Source organism: Flavobacterium azizsancarii, assembly GCF_027980145.1.
Taxonomy (GTDB): domain Bacteria; phylum Bacteroidota; class Bacteroidia; order Flavobacteriales; family Flavobacteriaceae; genus Flavobacterium; species Flavobacterium azizsancarii.
Window position 1 is genome coordinate 199,467 of record NZ_JAMZNK010000003.1, and the last position, 22,895, is coordinate 222,361.

The window sequence follows — 22,895 nt, forward strand, 5'->3', positions numbered from 1 at the left end:
AATTTAATTTAAAATATAACGCTGCACTACCTCCGCAACACCGTCATTATTATTCGAAGCCACAATTACATCTGCTCTGTCACGCAGTTCCGGCGTAACATTATCAACCCAAACTCCAAGTCCTGCATATTCTATCATAGTAAGATCATTTCCTGCATTTCCTACTGCAATAATTTCACTTTGGTGAATGTTTAACTTTTCAGCCAAAAGTTTCAGGCTCGCCGCCTTATCAATCCCATTTTGAGCTGCCTCTAAGAAAAAAGGTTTAGACATTGCAACACTCAAATGAGGCATTGCTATTTTTAAATCTTTCTCTACCTCTTTTAGATAAGAAGGTTCTGCTAATAAAATACATTTTACGGCAGGCTTTGTAACTGCTGCTTTAAAATCAGGCACTTTATTATGTCGTAATCCCGTAATTTCTTTTTCGATGTCGATATATTCAGAATCAGTTTCACTAACAATTTCTCCATCAATATAAGTAATGATATGCGTTTTCATCTTTACACTATAATCGTATAAATCATGAATTTGTTCCGGAGTTAATGATTGTTCAAATAATATAAGATCATCTTTTACTGTGCTAATTACAGCACCATTAAACGAAATTATATGCGAATCGTACACATCTAATTTTAACTCTTTTGCATAAGCTGTCATTGCTGATGTTGGTCTGCCGGAAGCCAAAACCACATGAACACCTTTTGCCTGAGCCTCAAGAAGTACTTTTTTATTTAATTCAGAAATTTTATGATCGTCTGTCAACAAGGTATCATCCATGTCAAGCACTAGCATTTTATATTGCATTTCTTTTTAATTTACAGTTTTTAGCCGCAGTATACAATCTAGGTTTTCAGTGCTCATTGAGACTAAAAACTGTAAACTGAGACTGAAAACTTCCTTTAGATACTCATTCTGAATTCTTCGATAACCGGATTTGCCTTAGCAAAATCTGTTTCCTGAATAAATACCTCAACTGCCAAACCAGATTGTCCAAAACCTCCCAAGCGGGCAGATTGAATATTATCTTTTTTTGTTGTTTCAACTCCGGCTTCTTCTAATCTTTCTTGTAGAGCAAGTGCTAAAACTTCGCTTCCTGAATACACTTTCATTAATCCCATGACATCTTAATTTTTATTATTATTTTTTATTTCTACTGTAATATTCTTTTCAGCTGATTTTGAAAATCACTTCTTTTCAATTCAAAACTGTAAAGTGAAACTGAAAACTGCGACTTTATTCTTCTTCCTGAATATCCTCTTCTTCCTCATCAAGTTCTTCTTCACCTTCTTCATCCATATCAAATAAATAAGGCTCTAACATCATTTTATCAGCTAAAATTTCGATACGTTCTGTCAAATTTTCAGCAAAAATAATACGTTGTGTTTTTGTGATACTGTTTGAAATACGCATTATTTTAGTTTCGTGACGCAACTTCAACATAGGATCAGCATCATCTATAATAAACATTTTCAAACGGTTTACATTATAACCTGCCGTTGTAAACATATCACTCAATTTATTTGGCGTACCAATTAAAACATCTACTCCGGTCGAAATATAGTTTTTATCATAATCAGTATCTCCTTTGTCGTGTACGCCATAAACTTCAAGATTAGAATATTTTCCGTATTTCTCAAAAAGCGCTTCCATTTCTAACACTTTGGCCTTATCTTCTACAAAAATTAAGGCACGGGGCGATTCTTCTGTATGCCCGGTTAATTGCTGAATTACATTTATTACAATCGTAGTCGATTTTCCGCTTCCTGCCGGAGAAAGAATAATACAATCAGCACCACTTTTTATAGTCGAAAAAGTTTCCTGCTGCAAAACATTTGCTTCCGTTAAACCATTTTCAATTAAAGCGTCTTGTAACTTTTCGTTTATTTTTTTTAGTTTCATCTTTTTTCATGCTTTAAGCTTTAGGCAATAAGCCACAAGCAAAAATTATTTTTAATTTTTATTAGCCTAAAGCATATAGCTTAAAGCCTATTGCGCGAAGCATTTATTTGCTTGCAAACATTTTTACGTCATTTTCAGAAATTTCAGTTCCTCCCAAAATGATTAATCTTTCTACAACATTTCTAAGTTCACGGATATTTCCTGTCCAATCATACTCTTGCAATAATTGTATGGCTTGCGCCGAAAATACTTTAACGACATTTCCTTGCTCTAAAGCTATTTTGGCCGAAAAATGTCTTATCAAAGCCGGGATATCATCACGCCTTTCGTTCAATGGCGGAACTTTTATCAAAATTACAGCCAGACGATGGTATAAATCTTCCCTGAAACGACCTTCGGCAATTTCAACTTTTAGATCTTTATTAGTTGCAGCCACAACACGCACATCTACTTTTATATCCTTTTCTGCACCCACTCTGGTAATCATGCTTTCTTGCAAAGCACGTAAAACTTTGGCTTGCGCCGAAAGACTCATATCACCAATTTCATCTAAGAAAATAGTTCCTTTATCTGCTGCTTCAAACTTCCCTGCACGATCTTTTACTGCAGATGTAAATGCTCCTTTTACGTGACCAAACAATTCGCTTTCGATCAATTCACTTGGTATTGCAGCACAGTTTACTTCAATCATAGGAAAATTGGCGCGTTCGCTTTTTTCATGCAATTGATGTGCTACCAATTCTTTTCCAGTTCCGTTTGGTCCCGTGATCAAAACTCTCGCTTCGGTTTGAGCAACTTTATCAATCATTACTTTAATATGATTAATTGCTTCGCTCTCTCCTACCATTTCGTAGTTTTTGCTTACTTTTTTCTTCAGGATTTTATTCTCAACAACAAGTTGTTTTTTATCTAAAGCATTACGAACCGTATTCAATAACCGATTTAAATCCGGTGGTTTCGAGATATAATCAAAAGCTCCCAAACGCATGGTATGAATCGCTGTTTCCATATCGCCATGACCAGAGATCATGACCATCGGGATTTCAGGCTTGATTTTTTTAGCTTCTTCTAAAACCTCAACACCATCCATTTTTGGCATTTTGATATCGCACAAAACCAAATCGTAATCGTTGTTTTTTATCTTTTCAAGACCCGCAACTCCATCTTCTGCTTCCTCTACCTGATAGGTATCATTCTCTTCTGATAAGATTTTTACCAAAACCCTTCTGATCGATGCTTCGTCTTCTATAATTAGTATTTTGCTCATTCTTTTATAAGGTTCTAAGGTTTTGAGTTGCTAAGGTTCTAAGTTTTTATTTAAGAAGCTAATCTTAGCGACTCAGCAACTCAGAACCTTAGCGACTTTAAAAAATTAATATTTAAGCCATCTATACAATTCTTTCCAGGTTGGTTTTTTGCCGTACATTAAAATACCAATGCGGTAAATTTTTGCAGCAAACCAAACTGTAAGGAAAAACGTAGCAAACAATAATGATACCGAAATTGCGATTTGCCACCACGGCACTCCAAACGGAAGTCGCATTAACATTACAATTGGCGAGGTCAAGGGAATCATAGAAAACACTACTGCAATGGTTCCGTTGGGATCATTGACAACTGTAAAAAATCCGATGTAAACACTTAAAATAAGCGGCATAATAATAGGCAGAAGAAACTGTTGAGAATCTGTTTGATTGTCAACCGCTGCTCCAATTGCGGCATAAAATGAACTATACAAAAAGTAACCGCCAATAAAATAAATCACAAAACCAATTAGGATACTTGCAATTGGCAGATTCCATAATTCACTGATATACATTTGAGCCGTTCCTGTCATTTCCTGTTGTGCTGAGTGCATTAATTCAGGTGAAATTCTTGCCGTTGGGCCAACATTTACTCCAAAAAATGCCGAAGCCGCATACATTAATCCTAAACCAATAATCGCCCAAATCATAAATTGTAACAATCCCGCAAGCGAAGTCCCGATAATTTTACCAATCATTAACTGAAATGGTTTTACCGATGAAATAATGATTTCGATAATTCGGTTCGTTTTTTCTTCGATTACACTTCGCATTACCATATTTCCATAAATGATAATGAACATCATAATCAAATATCCAAATGCTCCGCCAATACCAATTTTTATCTCATTTAATCCTTTTAGACTTTCTTCTCCGGAAGCTTTTACCAAATGAATATTAACTGCAGATTGTGCTTTTTGAATCGCCAGAGTATCCAGTTTTGCATTTTCAAGATTTATTTTGGTTATTTTTTCTCCTATTACGTCCTGCGTTTTTTCAATAAAAGAAATACTGGGACTATTATTGGAAATAAACTCAATTTTACTTTCTAAATCTTTTAAGTTATTTGTTTTTGGAATAACAATTAAACCATCAAAACTTTCATTGGTAATACTGTCTTTTAATGCTTTTGTATCAATTTGAGATAAATTGAGATATTTAAATTGAGACTGATTTTTATTCTGCTTTACAAAATCATTTGCAAACAAACCTGTTTCGTCACGAATGGCGATTCGTTTGGTCTCTGCTTTCATCGAACTTAAATAACCAATAAATCCTGCAATTGCAACAAACAATAACGGACTTAAAAAAGTCATGACAACAAAAGATTTATTACGAACTTTTGCAATAAACTCTCTTTTTATAATCAACGAAATGATGCTCATAAATATTTTAATTTTTCAAATTCAAAATTCCAATTTTGATCGCTCCGACATTGGAATTTGAAATTTAATTTTTCGAATTTTAATTTTTATTTTCAGTTACTGTTTGAATAAAAATATCATTTACACTCGGTATTTTTTCTACAAAATGGGTTACCTGTCCGCGTTGTGTCAGAATGTTTAATAACTCGTTTGGAGTAGAATCCCCTATTTGAATATCTAATTTCAAATCATCATTTAATGATTTGAAGTTTGCCGGCGAAACGGTAAATTTTTGTGTAATGTCATACATCAAACCTTCTACATTACTCGTTAAAATTCCAACTTCAAAACTATTGGTTCTAAACTGACGTTTGACATCGCTTAGTTTTCCTTCTATTAATTTATTCGATTTATGAATTAAAGCAATATGATCACAAAGCTCCTCAACGCTTTCCATTCTATGTGTCGAAAAGATAATGGTTGCCCCTTGTTCTTTCAAGGCTAAAATTTCATCTTTTATAATATTGGCATTAACAGGATCAAATCCTGAGAAAGGCTCATCAAAAATCAGCAATTTCGGCTTGTGCAATACACAAACCACAAACTGAATTTTTTGTGCCATTCCTTTAGAAAGTTCCTGAATTTTTTTATTCCACCAGCCCTGAATTCCTAACCTGTCAAACCAATACTCTAATTGTACTTTAGCTTCGGCTTTAGACAATCCTTTCATTTGTGCCAAATACAAACATTGCTCACCTACTTTCATAGAAGTATACAAACCTCTTTCTTCCGGAAGATAACCAATAGTCTGCACATGTTTTGGCTGCAATTTTTCTCCGTCCAAAATTATTTCGCCACTGTCCGGCAATGTAATTTGATTTATGATTCGGATAAGAGAAGTTTTTCCGGCTCCATTTGGACCTAATAGTCCGTAAATACTACCTTTTGGCACATTTAATGAAACTTCGTTAAGCGCTACATAATCACCGTATTGTTTTACGACTTTATGTACTTCGAGTAAGTTGCTCATGCTGTTTTTAAGATTTTCTGCTTCAGTTTGATCATTATGACCAAGAGCTTGTAAAAGTAAATAATTCGAAACGAATCTTTGTATAATTAAGCAAAAAACCCATTCTAAATTTACATTAGAATGGGTTTTTTAAAACTTATTTAAATATTTTAGAAAAAGCGAAGCTTATGAAAACATATCTTTTACTTTTTCAAAAAATGATTTTTCTGATTTTTCAGGACTTGGAATAAAGTGTTCGTCGGTTAAAGCATTTTCAAAAAATTGTTTTTGCTCTTTATTCAACGTTTTTGGCGTCCATACATTTACATGAACCAATAAATCACCGCTTCCGTAACCGTTGATACTTGGAATACCTTTTCCTTTTAATCTTAAGATTTTTCCGGATTGGATACCTTCTTCTAACTTAATACGAACTTTTCCGTTGATTGCTTCAATATCTTTAGAAACTCCTAAGACTGCTTCAGGAAAACTGATGTACAAATCATAGTGGATGTTTTCACCTTCACGTTTCAGGAATTCGTGCTCTAATTCTTCGATAGCAACAATTAAATCACCAGGAATACTATTTCCCGGAGCATCATTTCCTTTGTTAGAAACTTTTAATTGCATACCATCAACAACTCCAGCAGGAATTTTGATTGAAACAGTTTCATCTTCCACAACCATTCCTTGTGCATCTGCTTCTGAAGGTCTTTTATCTAAAATCTGACCGGAACCACCACAAGTAGGACAAGTTGTTGCAGATTGCATTCTTCCTAAAATAGTATTGGTTACACGCATTACCTGTCCCTGACCGTTACAAGTCGAACACGTTTTGTATGTTACTCCTTTAGCCTGAACTTTACGTTTTACTTTTACTTTTTTCTCAACACCATTCGCAATTTCTTCTAAAGTTAATTTTACTTTAATTCGAAGATTGCTTCCTTTAGCACGACGAGGACCTCCGCCTCCGCCTCCGAAACCGCCAAATCCACCTCCAAAAATATCACCAAACTGGCTGAAAATGTCATCCATATTCATACCACCATGGCCACCACCACCAAAACCACCTGAACCATCAAAAGCCTGGTGTCCGTACTGGTCGTATTTTGCTTTTTTGTTAGGATCGCTTAGCACTTCATAAGCTTCTGCCGCTAGTTTAAAGTTTTCTTCTGCCTCTTTGTCGCCTGGATTTTTATCCGGGTGATATTTAAGCGCACTTTTTCGGTACGCTTTTTTAATTTCGACAGCATCAGCACTTCTTGTTATGCTTAGTATTTCGTAAAAATCTTTTTTCATAATTAGAATAAATTCCATCCAATCCCAAAGATTCGGGACAGGATAATTTCAAACTTCAGTTAACTAATTACTGAACTCCAAAACATTTTATTTGCATTTTTTAGTTTCCGGTAACAACTTTAGGGAAACGAATGATTTTGTCTCCTAATTTGTATCCTTTTTCGATAACATCAACAATTTTCCCTTTTAATTTCTCAGACGGAGCTGGGATTTGGGTAATTGCTTCAGCAAAATCAGCATTAAAAGCATCTCCTGGTCTAACTTCAATTTGCTCTAAACCTTTAGAAACCAAAGTGTTTTTTAATTTTTCATGAATCAACTCCACACCTTTTTTCAGATTTTCATCATCAGATTTGTTGATTTCAACAATCGCTCTGTCAAAATCATCCAAAACAGGCAGCATTGCTACCAAAACATCCTGGTTTGCAGTTTTGAACAAATCTATACGCTCTTTTGAAGTTCTTTTTTTGTAATTTTCAAATTCAGCAAATAGTCTCAAAAACTTATCTTTTTCTTTTGCCAAGTCTTGAGCCAATTGCTCTTCAACACTTAATTCTTCAACAATTAATTGTTCACCGTTGGCATTGTTCTCTAACGTTACATCATCTAATTCCTGATCGAACTCTGTATTTTCCGTAGTCATATTACTTTTATTTTTAAAAATATTCTTAAACTTCATTTTTTATTCTTTCTTTTGGATTGCAAAAGTACTGCCAAATCTTATAAAATGTCAAATTGTCACTTTATTAAAACTGAACTACTTAAAAAGCAAAACCAGTCAGATAAAATTTATTATAATTTTAAGACTATTACGTTTTAGTTTATACTATATTTGAGTTCCAAATTGAAAACTAAATTATTACCAAAATTGAATTTAAGGGTTGGCCTCGGCTTTATAAATAATTATTAATTCAAGTTTACCTTATATTAAAAAAAGCTTCGACTATTTCAGACGAAGCTTTTTTTTATTTGATCTGTTATAGTTGCACGGGCGGAGGGATTCGAACCCCCATCAACGGTTTTGGAGACCGCTATTCTACCCTTGAACTACGCCCGTAACTTAAGGTCGGCAAATTAAATGCTTTTTTTTCTTTCTCACCAACAATTTTAAGCAAATTTTCAAAAGTTTTAAGCTGATAAATGCTAATGTTTCAGTAACACAATCACTGCCAAAGCTTTGTAAAACACAACTTCTTCTATTAGAACAAAAAACTTTGCAAAATTAACCGCAAAGAACGTTAAGGTTTAAAAAATATAGTTTTACAAAAACACAAAGTTCGCAAAGCTTTGTGTTAATCCAGCTTTGCGAACTTTATGTTTTCTGTGCGTGAAGTAAAATTAATTCCAGCTTACTTTGTGTTAATTTTTCGCCACGAATTTCACGAATCTTCACGAATTATTTTATCAATAATCATGACAAAGCTTTGCGGACTCCATCTTTTTTAATCAACTAAAAACTTTGTGAACTATGCCTAAATCACGAATTATTTTATCAATAATCGTCATAAAGCTTTGCGGACTCCGTCTTCTTTAATCAACTAAAAACTTTGCGAACTCTGCCTAAATCTTAGCGTTCTTTGCGGTTAATTTCGTAACGTATTTAAACCTCTTAAGCCAGCAATGCAGCCTTCAACCCTTCAAAATCAACAGAAACCTGTTCTCCTGTCACTAAATTTTTAAGAGAATATGAATTTGATGCAATTTCCTGATCTCCTGCAATTACAACAAACGGAATTAAGCGCTTATCTGCATATTGAAACTGTTTTCCAACCTTTACATTATCCGGATACAATTCTACTTTTATATTTTCTTTTCTTAATTTTTGAATAGCTTGTGAAGCATATAAAGCCTCTGCATCTCCGTAATTTATAAACAATGCTTTTGATGTTGCCGCAACAGTTTCAGGAAACAATTGCAATTCTTCCAGAACTAAATAAATACGATCTAATCCAAAAGAAATCCCAACACCACTCATGTTTTTCAAACCAAAAATACCGGTTAAATCATCATATCTTCCACCGCCGCCAATAGAACCCATTGCTACCGATTTTGGCGCTGCTACTTCAAAAATGGCCCCAGTATAATAATTCAGTCCACGGGCAAGAGTCACATCAAGATCCAAAGTGGCTGTTGACAAACCTAAAGTTGCCACATTGTCACAAATAAACTTCAATTCCTCTACTCCTTTCATTCCTTCCTCAGATTCAGCCAATAAATTTGAAAGCTGACTGATTTTATCTGCAAACGATCCTGTAAAGTTAAAAAGCGGCTGAACTTTCGCCAAAGCTTCTTCAGCAATACCTTTCTCGATCATTTCTTTTTTCACACCATCTTCACCAATTTTATCCAGCTTATCAAGTGCTACCGTAAAATCGATCAGTTTATCTGATGCTCCGATCACTTCGGCAATTCCGGATAATATTTTTCTGTTATTAATTTTTATCGTAACACCTTCAAGACCTAAAGAAGTAAAAACGGTATCATACAATTGAACTAGTTCTACTTCCTGCCATAATGATTTTGAACCTACAACATCAGCATCACATTGATAAAATTCCCTGTAACGTCCTCTTTGAGGTCTGTCAGCTCTCCAAACCGGTTGAATTTGATATCTCTTAAAAGGAAATTCAATTTCGTTTTGGTGCTGTACCACGTATCTTGCAAACGGAACAGTTAAATCGTAACGCAATGCTTTCTCTGAAATTTTTCCGGTAAATTTATTTAACTCAATTCTTTGATTCAAATCTATTGTTTCAGCAGAATTAGATTGTAATGCTTCTATGGATTCGGGTAATTCGATTTTATTTTTATTAAAGAAAAAATTACCTGAATTCAATATTTTAAAAATCAAACGATCGCCTTCTTCTCCATATTTCCCCATTAAGGTATCTGAATTTTCAAACGAAGGTGTTTCGATTGGCTGAAAACCAAATTTCTCAAAATTATTTTTTATGGTCTGAATAATATATTGACGTTTTGACACCTCTGCAGGTGAAAAATCTCTTGTCCCTTGCGGAATACTTGGTTTTGAAGCCATTTTTTTTAGATCTTTAGATTATTAGATCTTTAGATTATTAGATTTCCTTTGCTTGAAGTCTTAAATATAAATGATCTTTTTAGATTATTGGATTTTCGCAGAATTTAGATTCCTCATAAATTCTAATCGACTGCAAATATCTTGTTTTTTAAAATAAATAATGCTTGTTCGAAAACAAACTTGTAACAAAAAACGTATTTTCGTGACAAATTGGTCATGATGCTAAAATTATTTAAAGAAAATATCCGAATTGCTTTTGGTTCTATCAAAACACAATTACTGCGTACTATTCTTACCGTTTTAATTATCGCAATCGGGATTACCGCTTTGGTTGGAATCCTAACCGTTGTAACGGCACTCGAAAATACTATTTCGACCAATTTTGCTTCTATGGGAGCAAACACTTTCAATATTAATCAATACGAAAACAACCTTAAAAATCGTGGAAGTAATGAGCGTGAAATTGTAAATCCAATTATATCCTATCCGGAAGCAGTTGCCTTCAAAAACAAATACAAATATCCCTTTACAGAAACTTCCTTGTCTTTTACGGCTACAAAAACCGCAGAAGTTAAATATTCTGACCGAAAAACAGATCCGGAAATTACCATTCTTGGTGTCGACGAGCATTTTATCGCCAACTCAGGTTTAGAGGTAAGTTTAGGACGAAGCTTTAATCAGTTTGATATTGACAACAATACCTATTCGTGTGTTGTAGGATCAGATTTTGAGAAAGGTTTATTGAAAGATGTAAATCCAATCGACAAAATAATTTCTATTCGCGGTGCTCGTTTTAAAGTCATTGGAGTCTTAAAAGAAAAAGGGTCAACGTTTGGAAACAGTCAGGATTTACGTGTTTTAATTCCAATTCAGGTTGCACGTTCCTTATTTACTGCTCCAAACATCAATTATACATTGAGCGTAATGGTTGCTAAAAAAGAACTTTTAGACGAAGCTATCGATAATGCTACAAGTACAATGCGAAGAGTTAGAAAACTGAGTCCGATTCGTGAAAATAATTTCGGAATTGGCAGAAGTGATGATTTGATCAATCGTATTTTGGGCATCACAAAATATTTAGGCTGGGCTTCCTGGATTATAAGCGTTATTACCATTCTGGGATCTTCAATCGCTTTGATGAATATCATGATCGTTTCGGTGACAGAACGTACTCGCGAAATAGGGGTAAGAAAAGCTTTAGGAGCAAAAAAGACCACTATTGCTGTTCAGTTTTTTATCGAAACTTTATTGATTGGACAAATTGGCGGTTTGATTGGAATTATAATCGGAATTCTTTTAGGATTTGCAATTGCAACTGCAATGAGTTTTGTATTCGTAGTGCCTTGGGTGGCTATTTTTGCTGCTTTTGCAACCAGTTTTACCGTTGCCATCGTTTCAGGTTTATATCCAGCAATAAAAGCCGCTAAACTTGATCCTATCGAAGCTTTGCGCTATGAATAGTTTTCAGTTTTCAGTCTCAGCTTACAGTAACAAATAAAATTGATAGTATTTGAAGCAGAAATTAATTGTTTCAAAAAACCATTAGTCCCGCTATTCGTTTCAAACTTTTATCCCGAACACCGGCATAAAAGATTTTTCACTGCTATCGGGGCTAGATTAGAAATTTCATTCTTTTAAGATCTTTTATAAATGAGATTTACAAAGTCTTCTCATTATTGCGTTTTTTATCAAAATGTGCTTTAATATTTTTGCTAATCATTGGAAAATCACTTTCAAAACATAATCCTAATCTAAAACCATCAGATGGTGCGGTAGGCCTATACTGATTTTCTTCATGAAGCCTATACACTATTTCCGGGATCGCATTTTCAAATTGTAATGCTATAACATGATTATTTCCTCTTGAAATACTACCTTCAGGAACCCATCCGTTCCATAAAGAATGAATAAGTTTACATTTTTGAAAAACATATTCTTCAGGATTATTTTTATTAAAGACACAATCAAAAATTTCTAATAATGGTAAGGCATCAGGAGCGCGAAATGTCGCCAGTAGAATTTCATTTTCAGCTTTATGCCAATTTATAAAATCATAATAAGAATTAGTTTTTACATGGTTTTCAAAACGTTTTTCAACAAGTTCTTTTACAGACTTAATTGCTATGGTCGAAAAATAAGCATCCATTTCAATATAACTTCGTTCAGTATCAATTTGATCTTCCATCTTAGGTTTTTGTTATATAATCCACCTACAACGCTTTAGAAACCTTGCAAGAAATCATGCGGTCATTATCGTATATATCTTTTCGCAATTCGATGTTTTCAAAATTCATTTTTTCTAACAAATCTTTCATTTCGCATCCAAGATACTGATTGATTTCAAAATACAATTGTCCGTTTTCCAGCAGATTTTTCTGAGCCAGTTCAGCAATTTTTCGATAAAAGATCAAAGCATCATTGTCTTCTACAAAAAGCGCCAAATGCGGCTCGTGATCCAGAACATTCTTCTTAATTTCTTCTTTCTCTAAATTACGAACATAAGGCGGATTTGAAACTATAATATCAAAATTACATTTTAACGCCTCCGTTTCTAAAATATTCTGAAGTATAAAATTGACTTCAACCTTATTATTAGCTGCATTTTTCTTAGCGGTTTCGATAGCTTTCTTCGAGACATCAATAGCATACACTTGTGCATTTGGAATGTTTTTCGCCAAAGAAATGGCAATGCATCCGCTTCCTGTTCCAATGTCAAGAATTTTGATTTTTTTAGCTGGATTAATCTTCGAATTTTCATTGATAACCCATTCTACCAATTCTTCTGTTTCAGGTCTCGGAATCAGAACATTTTCATTTACCTCGAACTCCATACCATAAAAATGAGTTTTACCCAATAAATACTGTATAGGAATCTCTTTTTTTAATTGACTTAGTAATGAATCCCATACCACAAAATCACTTTCTGAAAAAGTCAATTCATGATTTAATGCTAAATCAATTTGTCGTAATTTGTGTTTGTCTTCTAAAATTAAATAGAAAAAACTTTCTGCTTCATACGCATCGTAAAAGGGCGATAACTCTTTAATAAACTGAGTGCGGTATTGTTTAATTCTCATTTATACTTGAATTTATATTTAAGCAGTCTTTAATTTAACACTTTTATATCTGGGTTCTGTTAACAATCGAATTGTATTGCGATTTGAGAAACTTTTTTTACCGGCTCATCATTTTCAGACTTCGAAGAAAGAAATAACATCACACGTGTTTCCTCATAATCTCTGTTAGCACCAAAAATAAAATCCAGTTTTCCGTCATTATCAATATCTCCGGCAAAAAGTAATTCAACAAAAGTATCATTGAAAGTCTCTACTTGCAAAAGCAATTTTTCAGGACCGTTATTCGCTTTCAAATAAAGCTTATAGTTTTCTACTTTTTTATAGATCTCTTGCTTATTATCATCTAAACTTCTTTTTTCAGTCGAAAGTACTTTTCCTTCAGCCCTGAAAACATAGTCAGTATCATCGAATTTTAAAGTTACTTTTTCACCTGGCCAGATCTTGTTTTTAGCCAATTTCAAAGACTTTATTTTTCCTAATTTCAATTCCGGATAGTCCATAAACAAAAGTGATTTATTTTTAGAAACAATTGATCTTAAAGAATCACCAACACATTCATCAAATCCTTTTTCGATTGTAAAATCAGCCTTCCCTAAATAATATGTTCCAGCTTCCTCGAATAAATCAATCCAGTTTTTATTTAAAGAATTAGCAGGGTTCTTACCCTGATCATCTCTATAACCATCTGGCAGCAAAATTTCAAAATCGTTTTTTACATCCTCATCCACAATATCTTCATCCCTTACGACAGAATCTTTAACAATTTGAGTCTTAACAGGAATTTGAGATTTTTGAGATTTTACTAGTTTATCATCTTTACAGGAAACCAAAATCGAAAACACCAAAAATGTAAGTATTATATTTTTCATAGCAATTTTACAAGTTTTTCAACATCCAGACTGGACAAGAACTATGCCCTGTATTTCCTAAAGGAGCATCTAAATATTCAAAACCTGATTTTTTATATAATTTCTGGGCAGCATGCATGAATGGCATGGTTTCGATATAACATTTTTCGAAACCAAAATCTTTTGCCTGTTCTAAACATTTCTGCATCATTTCAGAACCAATTCCTAAACCTCGCGTCTCTGGCAAAAAATACATCTTTTGTAATTCACAAATCCCAGGATCTCCATTTTCCAGCGGCGCAATACCTGCACAACCTAAAATTTTTCCTTCGTTTTCAACTACAAAATAAACTGATTGCGGTTTATTATACTCCTCAAACATTAAATCTAAATATGGATCTTCGTAAGCTGTACCCACTTTTGGAATTTCCATTTCATCAAAAACTGATCGTATTAATTGAGCAACTTCCTGATTGTCTTCTTTTTTAATTGACCTGATAATGCAATTTTTCATATTTCCTTATTCCTATACTATATTACAAAAGTAAAATAGTTTTTTGATAGTTTCTTAACTATATCGTTAACTATTGAACTAAACAAAAATAACTACTTTTGTATTGTGAATATACATGAAAAATACATAAAACGCTGCATCGAGTTAGCAGAAAATGGCTTTGGAACCACATATCCAAATCCAATGGTTGGAAGCGTAATTGTTTACGAAAACAAAATTATTGGCGAAGGCTGGCACAAAAAAGCCGGAGAACCACATGCCGAAGTCAACGCAATTCGATCTGTAAAAGACAAATCGCTCTTAAAGAAGGCAACTATCTACGTGAGTCTTGAACCTTGCAGTCATTTTGGCAAAACACCGCCATGTTGCGATTTAATTATAGAGCACCAGATTGCGAATGTTGTTGTTGGAACTGTTGATCCTAATGAAAAAGTGGCCGGAAATGGTATTAAAAAATTAATTGCCGCCGGAGCAAACGTAACCGTTGGTGTCTTAGAAAAAGAATGCAATGAGCTCAACAAACGTTTTTTTACTTTTCATCAGAAAAAAAGACCTTATATTATATTAAAATGGGCCGAAAGCCAGGATGGTTTTTTATCTCCTGAAAAAGAGATCAACAAAGACAGAAAACCTATCTGGATTACTAATCAATATTCCAGACAATTGGTTCATAAATGGCGCAGTGAAGAACAGGCAATTTTAGTAGGAACACAAACTGTTATCGATGACAATCCGAAATTAAATACCAGGGATTGGGCAGGAAATAATCCTGTTAGAATTGTTTTAGATCAGCACAATCGTATCGCAAAAGACAGTTTTATTTTTGACAATAGTGTAAAAACAATTGTATTTACAAAATCTGAAATAACCTTTTCAGAAGAAAACACTAACTTTGAAGTAATTGATTTTAATCAAAATATAATTCCGCAGATAGTAACTGTTTTGTATCAAAACCAAATTCAGTCTGTCATTATCGAGGGCGGGTTACAAACTTTACAATCTTTTATTGATCAAAATATCTGGGATGAAGCCCGAATTTTTATCGGAGAAATCACTTTCGAAAAAGGAACAAAAGCACCGGTTATTCAAAAGAAAAACACAACTAAAAGTTACGTTCAAAGCGACGAATTACTAAACATTAGAAATCATGATTGATACTATAATTTTTGACTTTGGAGATATTTTTATCAATTTAGATAAACAAGCAACCATTTCAGGATTGCAGCAATTAGGCATGACGGAGTGGAATACTGAATTAGATCGTTTGAATCTTTTATTCGAAACCGGGGATATTTCGTATGATGATTTTTTGGCCGGATTTCAAAAAGAACTTCCAAACGCTTCAACTGAAGAAATATTAAAAGCATGGAATGCTGTTCTTGCAGATTTCCCTTTGTATCGATTAGAATTTCTACAAATGCTTTCTCAAAAATACCGCTTATTTCTATTGAGCAATACTGATTCGATTCATATTGCTACTTTCGAAAACAAAACTGGAATTTCATTCTATAGCGATTTTTACCAATGTTTCGAAAAAGTCTATTTTTCATTTGAAATTGGAATGCGAAAACCAAATGCTGAAGTTTTTCATTACCTGATCAACAAACATGAATTATCTCCAAAACGAACTTTGTTTGTAGACGATAAAAAAGAAAACACGGACTCTGCCGCCGCATTAGGTTTTCATATCTGGAATTTACAAGTTGGACAGGAAGATGTTGTAGATTTATTTGAGAAAAAGATATTGTAGCTAACGTATACTTTGTCAAAATGATTTACAATTATTGATGTAATTAACCGCAAAGAGCGCTAAGGTTTTTTATCTATCTGTATGATCAGAAAATGCAAAGTTGGCAATCCCGATAGCTATCGGGATTGTATTGAATCCGGCTTTGAGAACTTTGCGTCTATAAAGCCATGCAAAGTAAAAAACCTTAGCGCCCTTTGCGGTAAAATTAACTCTACGGCTAAAAAACAATAAACTAATTTAGAAATTTACTTTTGGAATATAACGACACTTACAAAACCATAGCCTTTGAATCTGAAGAAATACTTTTTAAGGAAAAAGGAAGTAAGTTCTTTGGATACGCCTTTCCTATAGAACACGAAGACGAAGTAAAACCGATTATCGAAAACTTAAAGAAACAGCATCCTCATGCTGTACACTATTGTTATGCCTACCAATTAGGCACAGCACCAAAAATTTCTTATCGTGCCAATGACGATGGAGAACCAAGCAATACTGCCGGAGCTCCAATTTACGGACAAATACAATCTTTTGGCTTAACAAATATTTTGGTTGTCGTAGTTAGAATTTTTGGCGGAACAAAATTAGGCGTTGGCGGATTAATAGCAGCTTACAAAACGACAGCACAAATGACTCTCGATGTTTGCGAAATTATCAAAAAAACTATCGATGTTCATTTTTTAATCTCTTTTGATTATAAAAACATGAACAAAATAATGCGCGTTATTAAGGAAAAAAAACTGGAAATCACGTCTCAGGAAATGGAAATTGATGAAGTTTCAGGCTTACCAATTGGCAAAATTAAGACAAAAACGCGCAAAAAAAATGCCGAATCAGTATTCGACATTTTTGATTTAATGTTTGAAATCGATATCAAAATTATATAAATTGATACAAAAACCTATCTCATTTTAACAATTATATCAATGTTTCAAACAATTCTAAAATGTAATCTGGAGGCGCCGTCGGACGACCTGTTTTTAACGAAATAAATACTAAAATAAACGCCGCCGTTGTTAATAACTCATTCGCTTCGTTATAAATCGCACACTCGAATTCGATCTTAACAGACGACTGACTTTTGAAAGCGGTATGAATCGTAAGAAGCTCATCGTAGCGTGCTGATTTTTTATAATTTATTTGCATGGAAACAATCGGCAATCCAATTCCGCTTTCCTCCATACTTTTATACGAAATCCCTTTGTTTCTAAGCCATTCCACGCGTCCTATCTCAAAATAAGGAACATAATTTCCGTGATAAACCACTCCCATTTGATCGGTTTCAGAGTAACGAACACGCACTTGCGTTTGATGATTTTTCATTATTTATATATTAAAAAAATTTAAATTCTTAAAGTTCACTTACAACATTTTTTTATAAAATTAGAGGGCAAAATATTTTTTTTTACAGAAATTTGTTCACATATTTGTTATCCCGAAATACGGAATAAAATTGCTCCTTTTTTATTAGGAGAATCTTTATCAATAATAAAAAAATTTATCTGAATCTATGACTAAAACTGCTCAATCGGTATGGGAAAACTGTTTGTCCTTTATAAAAGACAATATTCAAGATCAAGCATATAAAACTTGGTTCGAACCAATCAAATCAGTTGAGCTAACCGACAACGCGTTATATATTCAAGTACCAAGTAAATTTTTCTACGAATGGCTAGAAGAACATTACGTGAAATTATTGAAAGTCGCACTTACCAAAGAACTGGGAAAAAACGCAAAGTTACTCTATAAAATTAAAATGGAGAACACTTATGGCAACAAACAACCGTTTACCGAACAGTTGCCAAGTGCCAACAGAGTGCCAATGAAACCGCAAGAGGTTGATGCTCCGTTTAAAAACTTAAACCCTGAACTTAAAAATCCGTTTGTAATTCCCGGAATTAGAAATCTTAAAATTGAATCGCAATTAAATGCGAACTACAGTTTTGACAATTTCCTTGAAGGTGATTCTAACCGTTTAGCCCGTTCTGCAGGTATGGCTGTTGCCAATAAACCTGGAGGAACATCATTTAATCCTTTATTGATTTTTGGTGGAGTTGGTTTAGGAAAAACACACTTAGCACATGCTATAGGTGTAGAAGTAAAAGATAAATATCCTGAAAAGACGGTTTTATATATTTCTGCCGAAATTTTTACACAACAATATATTGATTCGGTTAAAAAGAATAATCGTAATGATTTCATTCACTTTTACCAATTAATCGACGTTTTGATTATTGATGATGTTCAGTTTTTATCTGGAAAATCAGGAACTCAGGACGTATTTTTCCATATTTTTAACTATTTACACCAAAACGGAAAACAGGTAATTTTGACTTCGGACAAAGCTCCTGTTGACATGCAGGATATTGAGCAACGTTTATTATCTCGTTTTAAATGGGGATTGTCTGCTGAATTACACCAGCCGGATTACGAAACCAGAATTTCGATCTTAAAAAACATTCTTTATCGCGATGGTGTTGAAATCCCGGAAGATATTATTGAATATGTTGCACGCAATATCAAAAGCAATGTTAGAGAACTTGAAGGTGCTATTATATCGTTAATTGCACAATCTTCTTTCAATAAAAAAGAAGTTACAATTGAGTTGGCTAAAAGCGTTGTTGAGAAATTTGTTAAAAACGTAAAGAGAGAAATCTCTATCGATTATATTCAAAAAATTGTATCAGACTATTTCCAGTTAGACATTGAAACACTTCAATCAAAAACCAGAAAAAGACACGTGGTACAGGCAAGACAATTGGCTATGTTTTTTGCAAAGAAATTCACAAAAGCTTCTTTAGCAAACATTGGCTCACAAATTGGAGATCGTGATCACGCTACTGTATTACATGCTTGTAAAACTGTTGACAATTTAGTTTCTACAGACAAACAATTCAAGAAATTTGTCGAAGACATCAACAAAAAACTAACGCTATAAACGCGAATCATGCCAGTAAAAATTTTAATGGTTTGTTTGGGAAATATTTGCAGATCACCTTTAGCCGAAGGTATTCTAGCATCAAAATTACCCCATGATAAATTTATTGTTGATTCAGCCGGAACAGGTTCATGGCACGTAGGTAATGCTCCGGACAAACGTTCGATTGCAGTAGCCCAGAAAAATGGATTATGCATAGACGCTCAAAAGGGACGACAATTTAAAATCACCGATTTTGATGAGTTTGATTACATTTATGTAATGGACAGTTCCAATTATAGCGACGTAATTCATCTTGCAAAAACGCCTGAACACAAAAACAAAGTTCAGCTTATTCTAAAAGAACTTTTTCCTAATAAAAATACAGATGTTCCTGATCCTTATTACGGAGCAACAAATAGCTTTGACGATGTATATAAAATGCTGGATGAAGCTGCTGAAATTATTGCCAAAAAACTTATCGAAAAACATTCATAATTTAATTTGTATTTTAATTACTTAACTGGTAATTAAAATACATTTTTGTTTAAACTCTAAAATATCACAAAATGAAACTTCTAGGAAAATTATATTTAATTCCAACAACAATGGGCGAAAGCGATCCAATGGATGTTTTGCCACAAACCGTAAAAAGAAGTATCGATTTTATAGATCATTATATTGTTGAAAACGAAAAAACGGCAAGAAAATCAATAAAAGCGGTTTCGCCGGAAAAAAAACAATCAGAACTAATACTTTTCACCCTTAATAAACGTACCGAACCAAGCGAGCATTTAGATTTTATCAAACCTTTGCTGGAAGGAAAAAACGTAGGATTAATGAGTGAAGCTGGTTGTCCGGGTGTTGCTGATCCCGGTGCTGTAATTGTAAAATTAGCACATGAAAAAGGAATTCAGGTTGTTCCGTTAGTTGGTCCTTCGTCTATATTGTTAGCAATGATGGCTTCCGGAATGAACGGACAAAGTTTTACTTTCAACGGGTATTTGCCAATTGATAAAGAGGAGAAAAAATCGGCATTGAAGTATTTTGAAAAATTATCGCAGGACAAAAATCAATCTCAACTTTTTATTGAAACTCCTTATCGAAACAATAAATTAGTTGAAGATATTCTTCAAATATTAAATCCTTCGACGCATTTATGTATTGCGACTGATATTACGTTACCAACAGAATTTATTAAAACATTGCGTGTTGCAGATTGGAAAAAACTAAAAGTTGATTTACATAATCGACCTACGATTTTTATTATACATAAAATGTAAACTAACTTTAAGACACTATATCATGAAAAAGTTTTTAATACTAATTCTAATTTGTGTTGCGCAAAAAACATTTTCACAAAAGGAGATCAGGAGAATTCCTGAACCTCCGAAAAATATAAATGGAAATATCATTCCTCCTAACGAAATCGACATATACAACCCTATTGGGATTGACGTAAAACCAGAGTTCCCAGGAGAAAAAGTAGAATTTCATCAATTTATAGAGAGAAACTATAAAAAATCAAACAAGAGACCAACTTTGCAAGGAAAAGTATTCGCCACTTTTAATATTGAAATAAACGGTTCATTAAGTGATATAAAAATCCTTCGAGATATTGCATCTTACAGCGGAGAGGAACTGGTAAGGGTTTTAAAATTATCTCCTACATGGAAACCTGGAAAACTAAACGGTAAAGGAGTCAGAACTATATACTCACTTGTTGTGCCTGTACAGCTATAAGTCTGCAATTATCAATCTTTTTCTTAATCTAATTTCATGAGCAAACTTCCAAATGTAACAACAAGCATTTTTACGGTCATGTCTAAAATGGCAACCGAATATAATGCAATAAATCTTTCGCAGGGATTTCCGAATTTTCCTGTAGACGAAAGATTAACAGCTATTTTGGCAAAATTATCGAAAGAAAATGTGCACCAGTATACACCAATGGCAGGTTTTCCTCCATTGATGAATCAGATTGCAAAATTGGTTCAGAGTTCATACAACAGAATAATTGTTCCTGAAACAGAAATCTTAGTTACTGCCGGCGCAACTCAGGGAATTTTCACTTCAATTTTGGCCTTGGTAAAAACAGGTGACGAAGTTATTATTCTGGATCCGAGTTATGACTCTTATGAATCCCCTGTTCTTCTTTGTAATGCAAAACCTGTTCGGGTAGCTTTAAATGACAATTATACACCAAATTGGGAAACCATAGAAAAAGCCTGTTCGCCAAAAACAAAGATGATTATTATCAATAATCCGCATAACCCAACAGGAAAAATTTTGACAGAAGAAGATTTTCTTCAACTAGAAAAACTACTATCAAAACATCCTGACATTATTGTTTTATCAGATGAAGTTTATGAATACATCACTTTCGAAGAAAAACATATTTCTGCACACACTAAAGATTTTCTTTTAAACCGTTGCATAATGGTTTCTTCTTTTGGAAAATCATTTCATATTACGGGCTGGAAAATAGGCTATACTGTTGCACCCGAACATTTGATGAAAGAAATTAAAAAAGTACACCAGTTTTTGGTTTTTAGCGTCAACAGTATTTCACAAGCTGCCATTAGTGAATATTTAGATCTTGTAAATGTCAATCTTTTAGGGAAATTCTATCAGGAAAAACGAGATTATTTCCAGAAATCACTTCAAAATAGTCGTTTTGAGTTAAAACCTTGCGAAGGAACTTATTTTCAGGTGGCTTCTTATGCAAGCATTTCAAACGACGATGATGTTACTTTTTGTAAAAAACTAATAACCGATCATGGCGTTGCTGCTATCCCTATTTCTACTTTTTATTCTGATCATAAAGACCAAAAATTAATACGTTTTTGCTTTGCCAAAGATGATTTTACTTTAGAATCTGCCGCAAAAAAATTGTGTGATATATAAAGTTTATCAAAAATTTATAACATTATTATGCGCGCATCCTATTTATTTAATTAATATTGTAATAAAAAGAAAAAAATATGAGCTATACAGATAAAATGTTAAGAGATGACGCTTTAAAAGGTAAAGTCATAGTAGTTACAGGTGGCGGAAGCGGTTTAGGAAAAGCAATGACAAAATATTTCTTAGAATTAGGCGCTCAGGTAGCGATTACTTCAAGAGATTTAGACAAGCTAAAAGCTACTGCAACTGAACTTGAAACTGAAACAGGAGGTAAATGTTTACCACTTCAATGTGATGTTCGTCATTATGAAGAAGTAGAAAACATGCTTCAGGAAGTTTTAAAAGCTTTTGGCAAAGTTGATGTTCTTTTGAATAATGCTGCCGGAAATTTTATTTCTCCAACAGAACGTTTATCTGCAAATGCATTTGATACTGTTATAGATATCGTATTAAAAGGGTCTAAAAACTGTACGCTTGCTTTTGGTAAGCACTGGATCGATACCAAACAAAAATCATCTACAATTTTAAATATAGTTACTACTTATGCCTGGACTGGTTCAGCTTATGTTGTACCAAGTGCTACTGCAAAAGCAGGAGTGTTAGCCATGACGCGCAGTTTAGCAGTCGAATGGGCAAAATACGGAATCCGCTCTAATGCAATCGCTCCGGGACCATTCCCTACAAAAGGTGCATGGGACAGATTATTGCCGGGCGATCTTGCTGAAAAATTTGACATGGCCAAAAAAGTTCCATTGAAACGTGTAGGTGATCATCAGGAATTAGCAAATTTGGCAGCTTATTTAGTATCTGATTTTTCAGCTTATGTAAATGGTGAAGTGATTACTATTGATGGTGGAGAATGGCTAAAAGGCGCAGGGCAATTTAATTTACTAGAAGCAATTCCTGAAGAACTTTGGGACCAGCTTGAAATGATGATAAAAGCAAAAAAGAATAAATAATTTTACGTGCT

At 33.6% G+C, this 22,895-nt stretch carries 24 protein-coding genes and 1 tRNA gene; 10 read left to right on the forward strand and 15 right to left on the reverse strand.

The features are described 5' to 3' along the window. Positions 1-3: 3 nt before the first annotated feature. The 10 genes from NJT12_RS03060 to hisS form a co-directional block, all read right to left on the reverse strand. The gene (locus NJT12_RS03060; protein WP_271334459.1) at positions 4-807 is read right to left on the reverse strand and encodes a Cof-type HAD-IIB family hydrolase; all 804 of its coding nucleotides are present in this window, start codon (positions 805-807) and stop codon (positions 4-6) included. Positions 808-902: 95 nt separating this feature from the next. After that, complete coding sequence (locus tag NJT12_RS03065; protein WP_271334460.1) at positions 903-1,121, reverse strand: putative signal transducing protein; 219 nt, start codon at positions 1,119-1,121, stop codon at positions 903-905. Positions 1,122-1,236: 115 nt separating this feature from the next. Continuing rightward, positions 1,237-1,902: a DEAD/DEAH box helicase gene (locus NJT12_RS03070; protein ID WP_271334461.1), complete on the reverse strand. Its 666-nt coding sequence runs from the start codon at positions 1,900-1,902 to the stop codon at positions 1,237-1,239. A gap of 103 nt (positions 1,903-2,005) precedes the next feature. Then, the gene (locus NJT12_RS03075; protein WP_271334462.1) at positions 2,006-3,169 is read right to left on the reverse strand and encodes a sigma-54-dependent transcriptional regulator; all 1,164 of its coding nucleotides are present in this window, start codon (positions 3,167-3,169) and stop codon (positions 2,006-2,008) included. A 105-nt stretch (positions 3,170-3,274) separates the two neighbouring features. Next, positions 3,275-4,591: an ABC transporter permease gene (locus tag NJT12_RS03080; RefSeq protein ID WP_271334463.1), complete on the reverse strand. Its 1,317-nt coding sequence runs from the start codon at positions 4,589-4,591 to the stop codon at positions 3,275-3,277. 79 nt (positions 4,592-4,670) lie between these two features. After that, on the reverse strand, positions 4,671-5,600 hold the full coding sequence (locus tag NJT12_RS03085; RefSeq protein ID WP_271334464.1) for an ABC transporter ATP-binding protein: 930 nt from the start codon (positions 5,598-5,600) through the stop codon (positions 4,671-4,673). Between the two features lie 165 nt (positions 5,601-5,765). Further along, a complete protein-coding gene (dnaJ, locus tag NJT12_RS03090; protein WP_271334465.1) occupies positions 5,766-6,878 on the reverse strand; it encodes a molecular chaperone DnaJ in 1,113 nt (370 codons plus the stop codon). A gap of 100 nt (positions 6,879-6,978) precedes the next feature. Then, positions 6,979-7,557, reverse strand: a complete 579-nt coding sequence (locus NJT12_RS03095) for a nucleotide exchange factor GrpE (RefSeq protein ID WP_271334466.1) — start codon at positions 7,555-7,557, stop codon at positions 6,979-6,981. Between the two features lie 307 nt (positions 7,558-7,864). After that, a tRNA-Trp gene (locus NJT12_RS03100) sits at positions 7,865-7,935 on the reverse strand. A gap of 552 nt (positions 7,936-8,487) precedes the next feature. Next, positions 8,488-9,915, reverse strand: a complete 1,428-nt coding sequence (gene hisS, locus NJT12_RS03105; RefSeq protein WP_271334467.1) for a histidine--tRNA ligase — start codon at positions 9,913-9,915, stop codon at positions 8,488-8,490. Between the two features lie 216 nt (positions 9,916-10,131). On the opposite strand from hisS, the gene NJT12_RS03110 reads away from it, so the two are divergent. Further along, positions 10,132-11,376: an ABC transporter permease gene (locus NJT12_RS03110; RefSeq protein WP_271334468.1), complete on the forward strand. Its 1,245-nt coding sequence runs from the start codon at positions 10,132-10,134 to the stop codon at positions 11,374-11,376. A gap of 196 nt (positions 11,377-11,572) precedes the next feature. On the opposite strand, the gene NJT12_RS03115 is transcribed toward NJT12_RS03110, so the two are convergent. From NJT12_RS03115 to NJT12_RS03130, 4 genes are read right to left on the reverse strand one after another with little or no spacing between them, the layout of a single operon-like run. Beyond that, positions 11,573-12,100 (reverse strand): hypothetical protein, encoded by a 528-nt coding sequence (locus NJT12_RS03115; RefSeq protein WP_271334469.1) that lies wholly within the window; start codon positions 12,098-12,100, stop codon positions 11,573-11,575. A gap of 25 nt (positions 12,101-12,125) precedes the next feature. Next, positions 12,126-12,992: a peptide chain release factor N(5)-glutamine methyltransferase gene (prmC, locus tag NJT12_RS03120; RefSeq protein WP_271334470.1), complete on the reverse strand. Its 867-nt coding sequence runs from the start codon at positions 12,990-12,992 to the stop codon at positions 12,126-12,128. A gap of 59 nt (positions 12,993-13,051) precedes the next feature. Further along, positions 13,052-13,861, reverse strand: coding sequence for a hypothetical protein (locus NJT12_RS03125; protein ID WP_271334471.1), 810 nt, complete (start codon positions 13,859-13,861; stop codon positions 13,052-13,054). Between the two features lie 7 nt (positions 13,862-13,868). Beyond that, positions 13,869-14,354: a GNAT family N-acetyltransferase gene (locus NJT12_RS03130; protein WP_271334472.1), complete on the reverse strand. Its 486-nt coding sequence runs from the start codon at positions 14,352-14,354 to the stop codon at positions 13,869-13,871. A 105-nt stretch (positions 14,355-14,459) separates the two neighbouring features. Here NJT12_RS03130 and ribD point away from each other — a divergent pair, with 105 nt between their 5' ends. The 3 genes from ribD (at position 14,460) to NJT12_RS03145 (ending at position 16,988) form a co-directional block, all read left to right on the forward strand. Further along, complete coding sequence (gene ribD, locus NJT12_RS03135) at positions 14,460-15,509, forward strand: bifunctional diaminohydroxyphosphoribosylaminopyrimidine deaminase/5-amino-6-(5-phosphoribosylamino)uracil reductase RibD (RefSeq protein WP_271334473.1); 1,050 nt, start codon at positions 14,460-14,462, stop codon at positions 15,507-15,509. Next, the gene (locus tag NJT12_RS03140; protein WP_271334474.1) at positions 15,502-16,104 is read left to right on the forward strand and encodes an HAD family hydrolase; all 603 of its coding nucleotides are present in this window, start codon (positions 15,502-15,504) and stop codon (positions 16,102-16,104) included. Before ribD ends, NJT12_RS03140 begins: the two co-directional genes overlap by 8 nt. 251 nt (positions 16,105-16,355) lie before the next feature. Then, positions 16,356-16,988, forward strand: coding sequence for an IMPACT family protein (locus NJT12_RS03145; RefSeq protein ID WP_271334475.1), 633 nt, complete (start codon positions 16,356-16,358; stop codon positions 16,986-16,988). A gap of 31 nt (positions 16,989-17,019) precedes the next feature. Here the strand turns inward: NJT12_RS03145 and NJT12_RS03150 are convergent, their stop codons facing one another. Beyond that, positions 17,020-17,424: an acyl-CoA thioesterase gene (locus NJT12_RS03150; RefSeq protein WP_271334476.1), complete on the reverse strand. Its 405-nt coding sequence runs from the start codon at positions 17,422-17,424 to the stop codon at positions 17,020-17,022. A 187-nt stretch (positions 17,425-17,611) separates the two neighbouring features. Here NJT12_RS03150 and dnaA point away from each other — a divergent pair, with 187 nt between their 5' ends. The 6 genes from dnaA (at position 17,612) to NJT12_RS03180 (ending at position 22,884) form a co-directional block, all read left to right on the forward strand. After that, a complete protein-coding gene (dnaA, locus tag NJT12_RS03155) occupies positions 17,612-19,039 on the forward strand; it encodes a chromosomal replication initiator protein DnaA (protein ID WP_271334477.1) in 1,428 nt (475 codons plus the stop codon). A 9-nt stretch (positions 19,040-19,048) separates the two neighbouring features. Continuing rightward, positions 19,049-19,516: a low molecular weight protein-tyrosine-phosphatase gene (locus NJT12_RS03160; protein WP_271334478.1), complete on the forward strand. Its 468-nt coding sequence runs from the start codon at positions 19,049-19,051 to the stop codon at positions 19,514-19,516. Positions 19,517-19,587: 71 nt separating this feature from the next. Beyond that, positions 19,588-20,301 carry an SAM-dependent methyltransferase gene (locus NJT12_RS03165; protein ID WP_271334479.1) on the forward strand — a complete coding sequence of 238 codons (714 nt, stop codon included), beginning with the start codon at positions 19,588-19,590 and terminating at the stop codon, positions 20,299-20,301. Between the two features lie 22 nt (positions 20,302-20,323). After that, complete coding sequence (locus tag NJT12_RS03170) at positions 20,324-20,761, forward strand: energy transducer TonB (RefSeq protein WP_271334480.1); 438 nt, start codon at positions 20,324-20,326, stop codon at positions 20,759-20,761. 36 nt (positions 20,762-20,797) lie between these two features. Further along, positions 20,798-21,925 (forward strand): methionine aminotransferase, encoded by a 1,128-nt coding sequence (locus tag NJT12_RS03175; protein ID WP_271334481.1) that lies wholly within the window; start codon positions 20,798-20,800, stop codon positions 21,923-21,925. A gap of 77 nt (positions 21,926-22,002) precedes the next feature. Continuing rightward, entirely contained in the window at positions 22,003-22,884 is an 882-nt protein-coding gene (locus NJT12_RS03180; protein WP_271334482.1) for an SDR family oxidoreductase, read from the forward strand. Positions 22,885-22,895 lie beyond the last annotated feature (11 nt).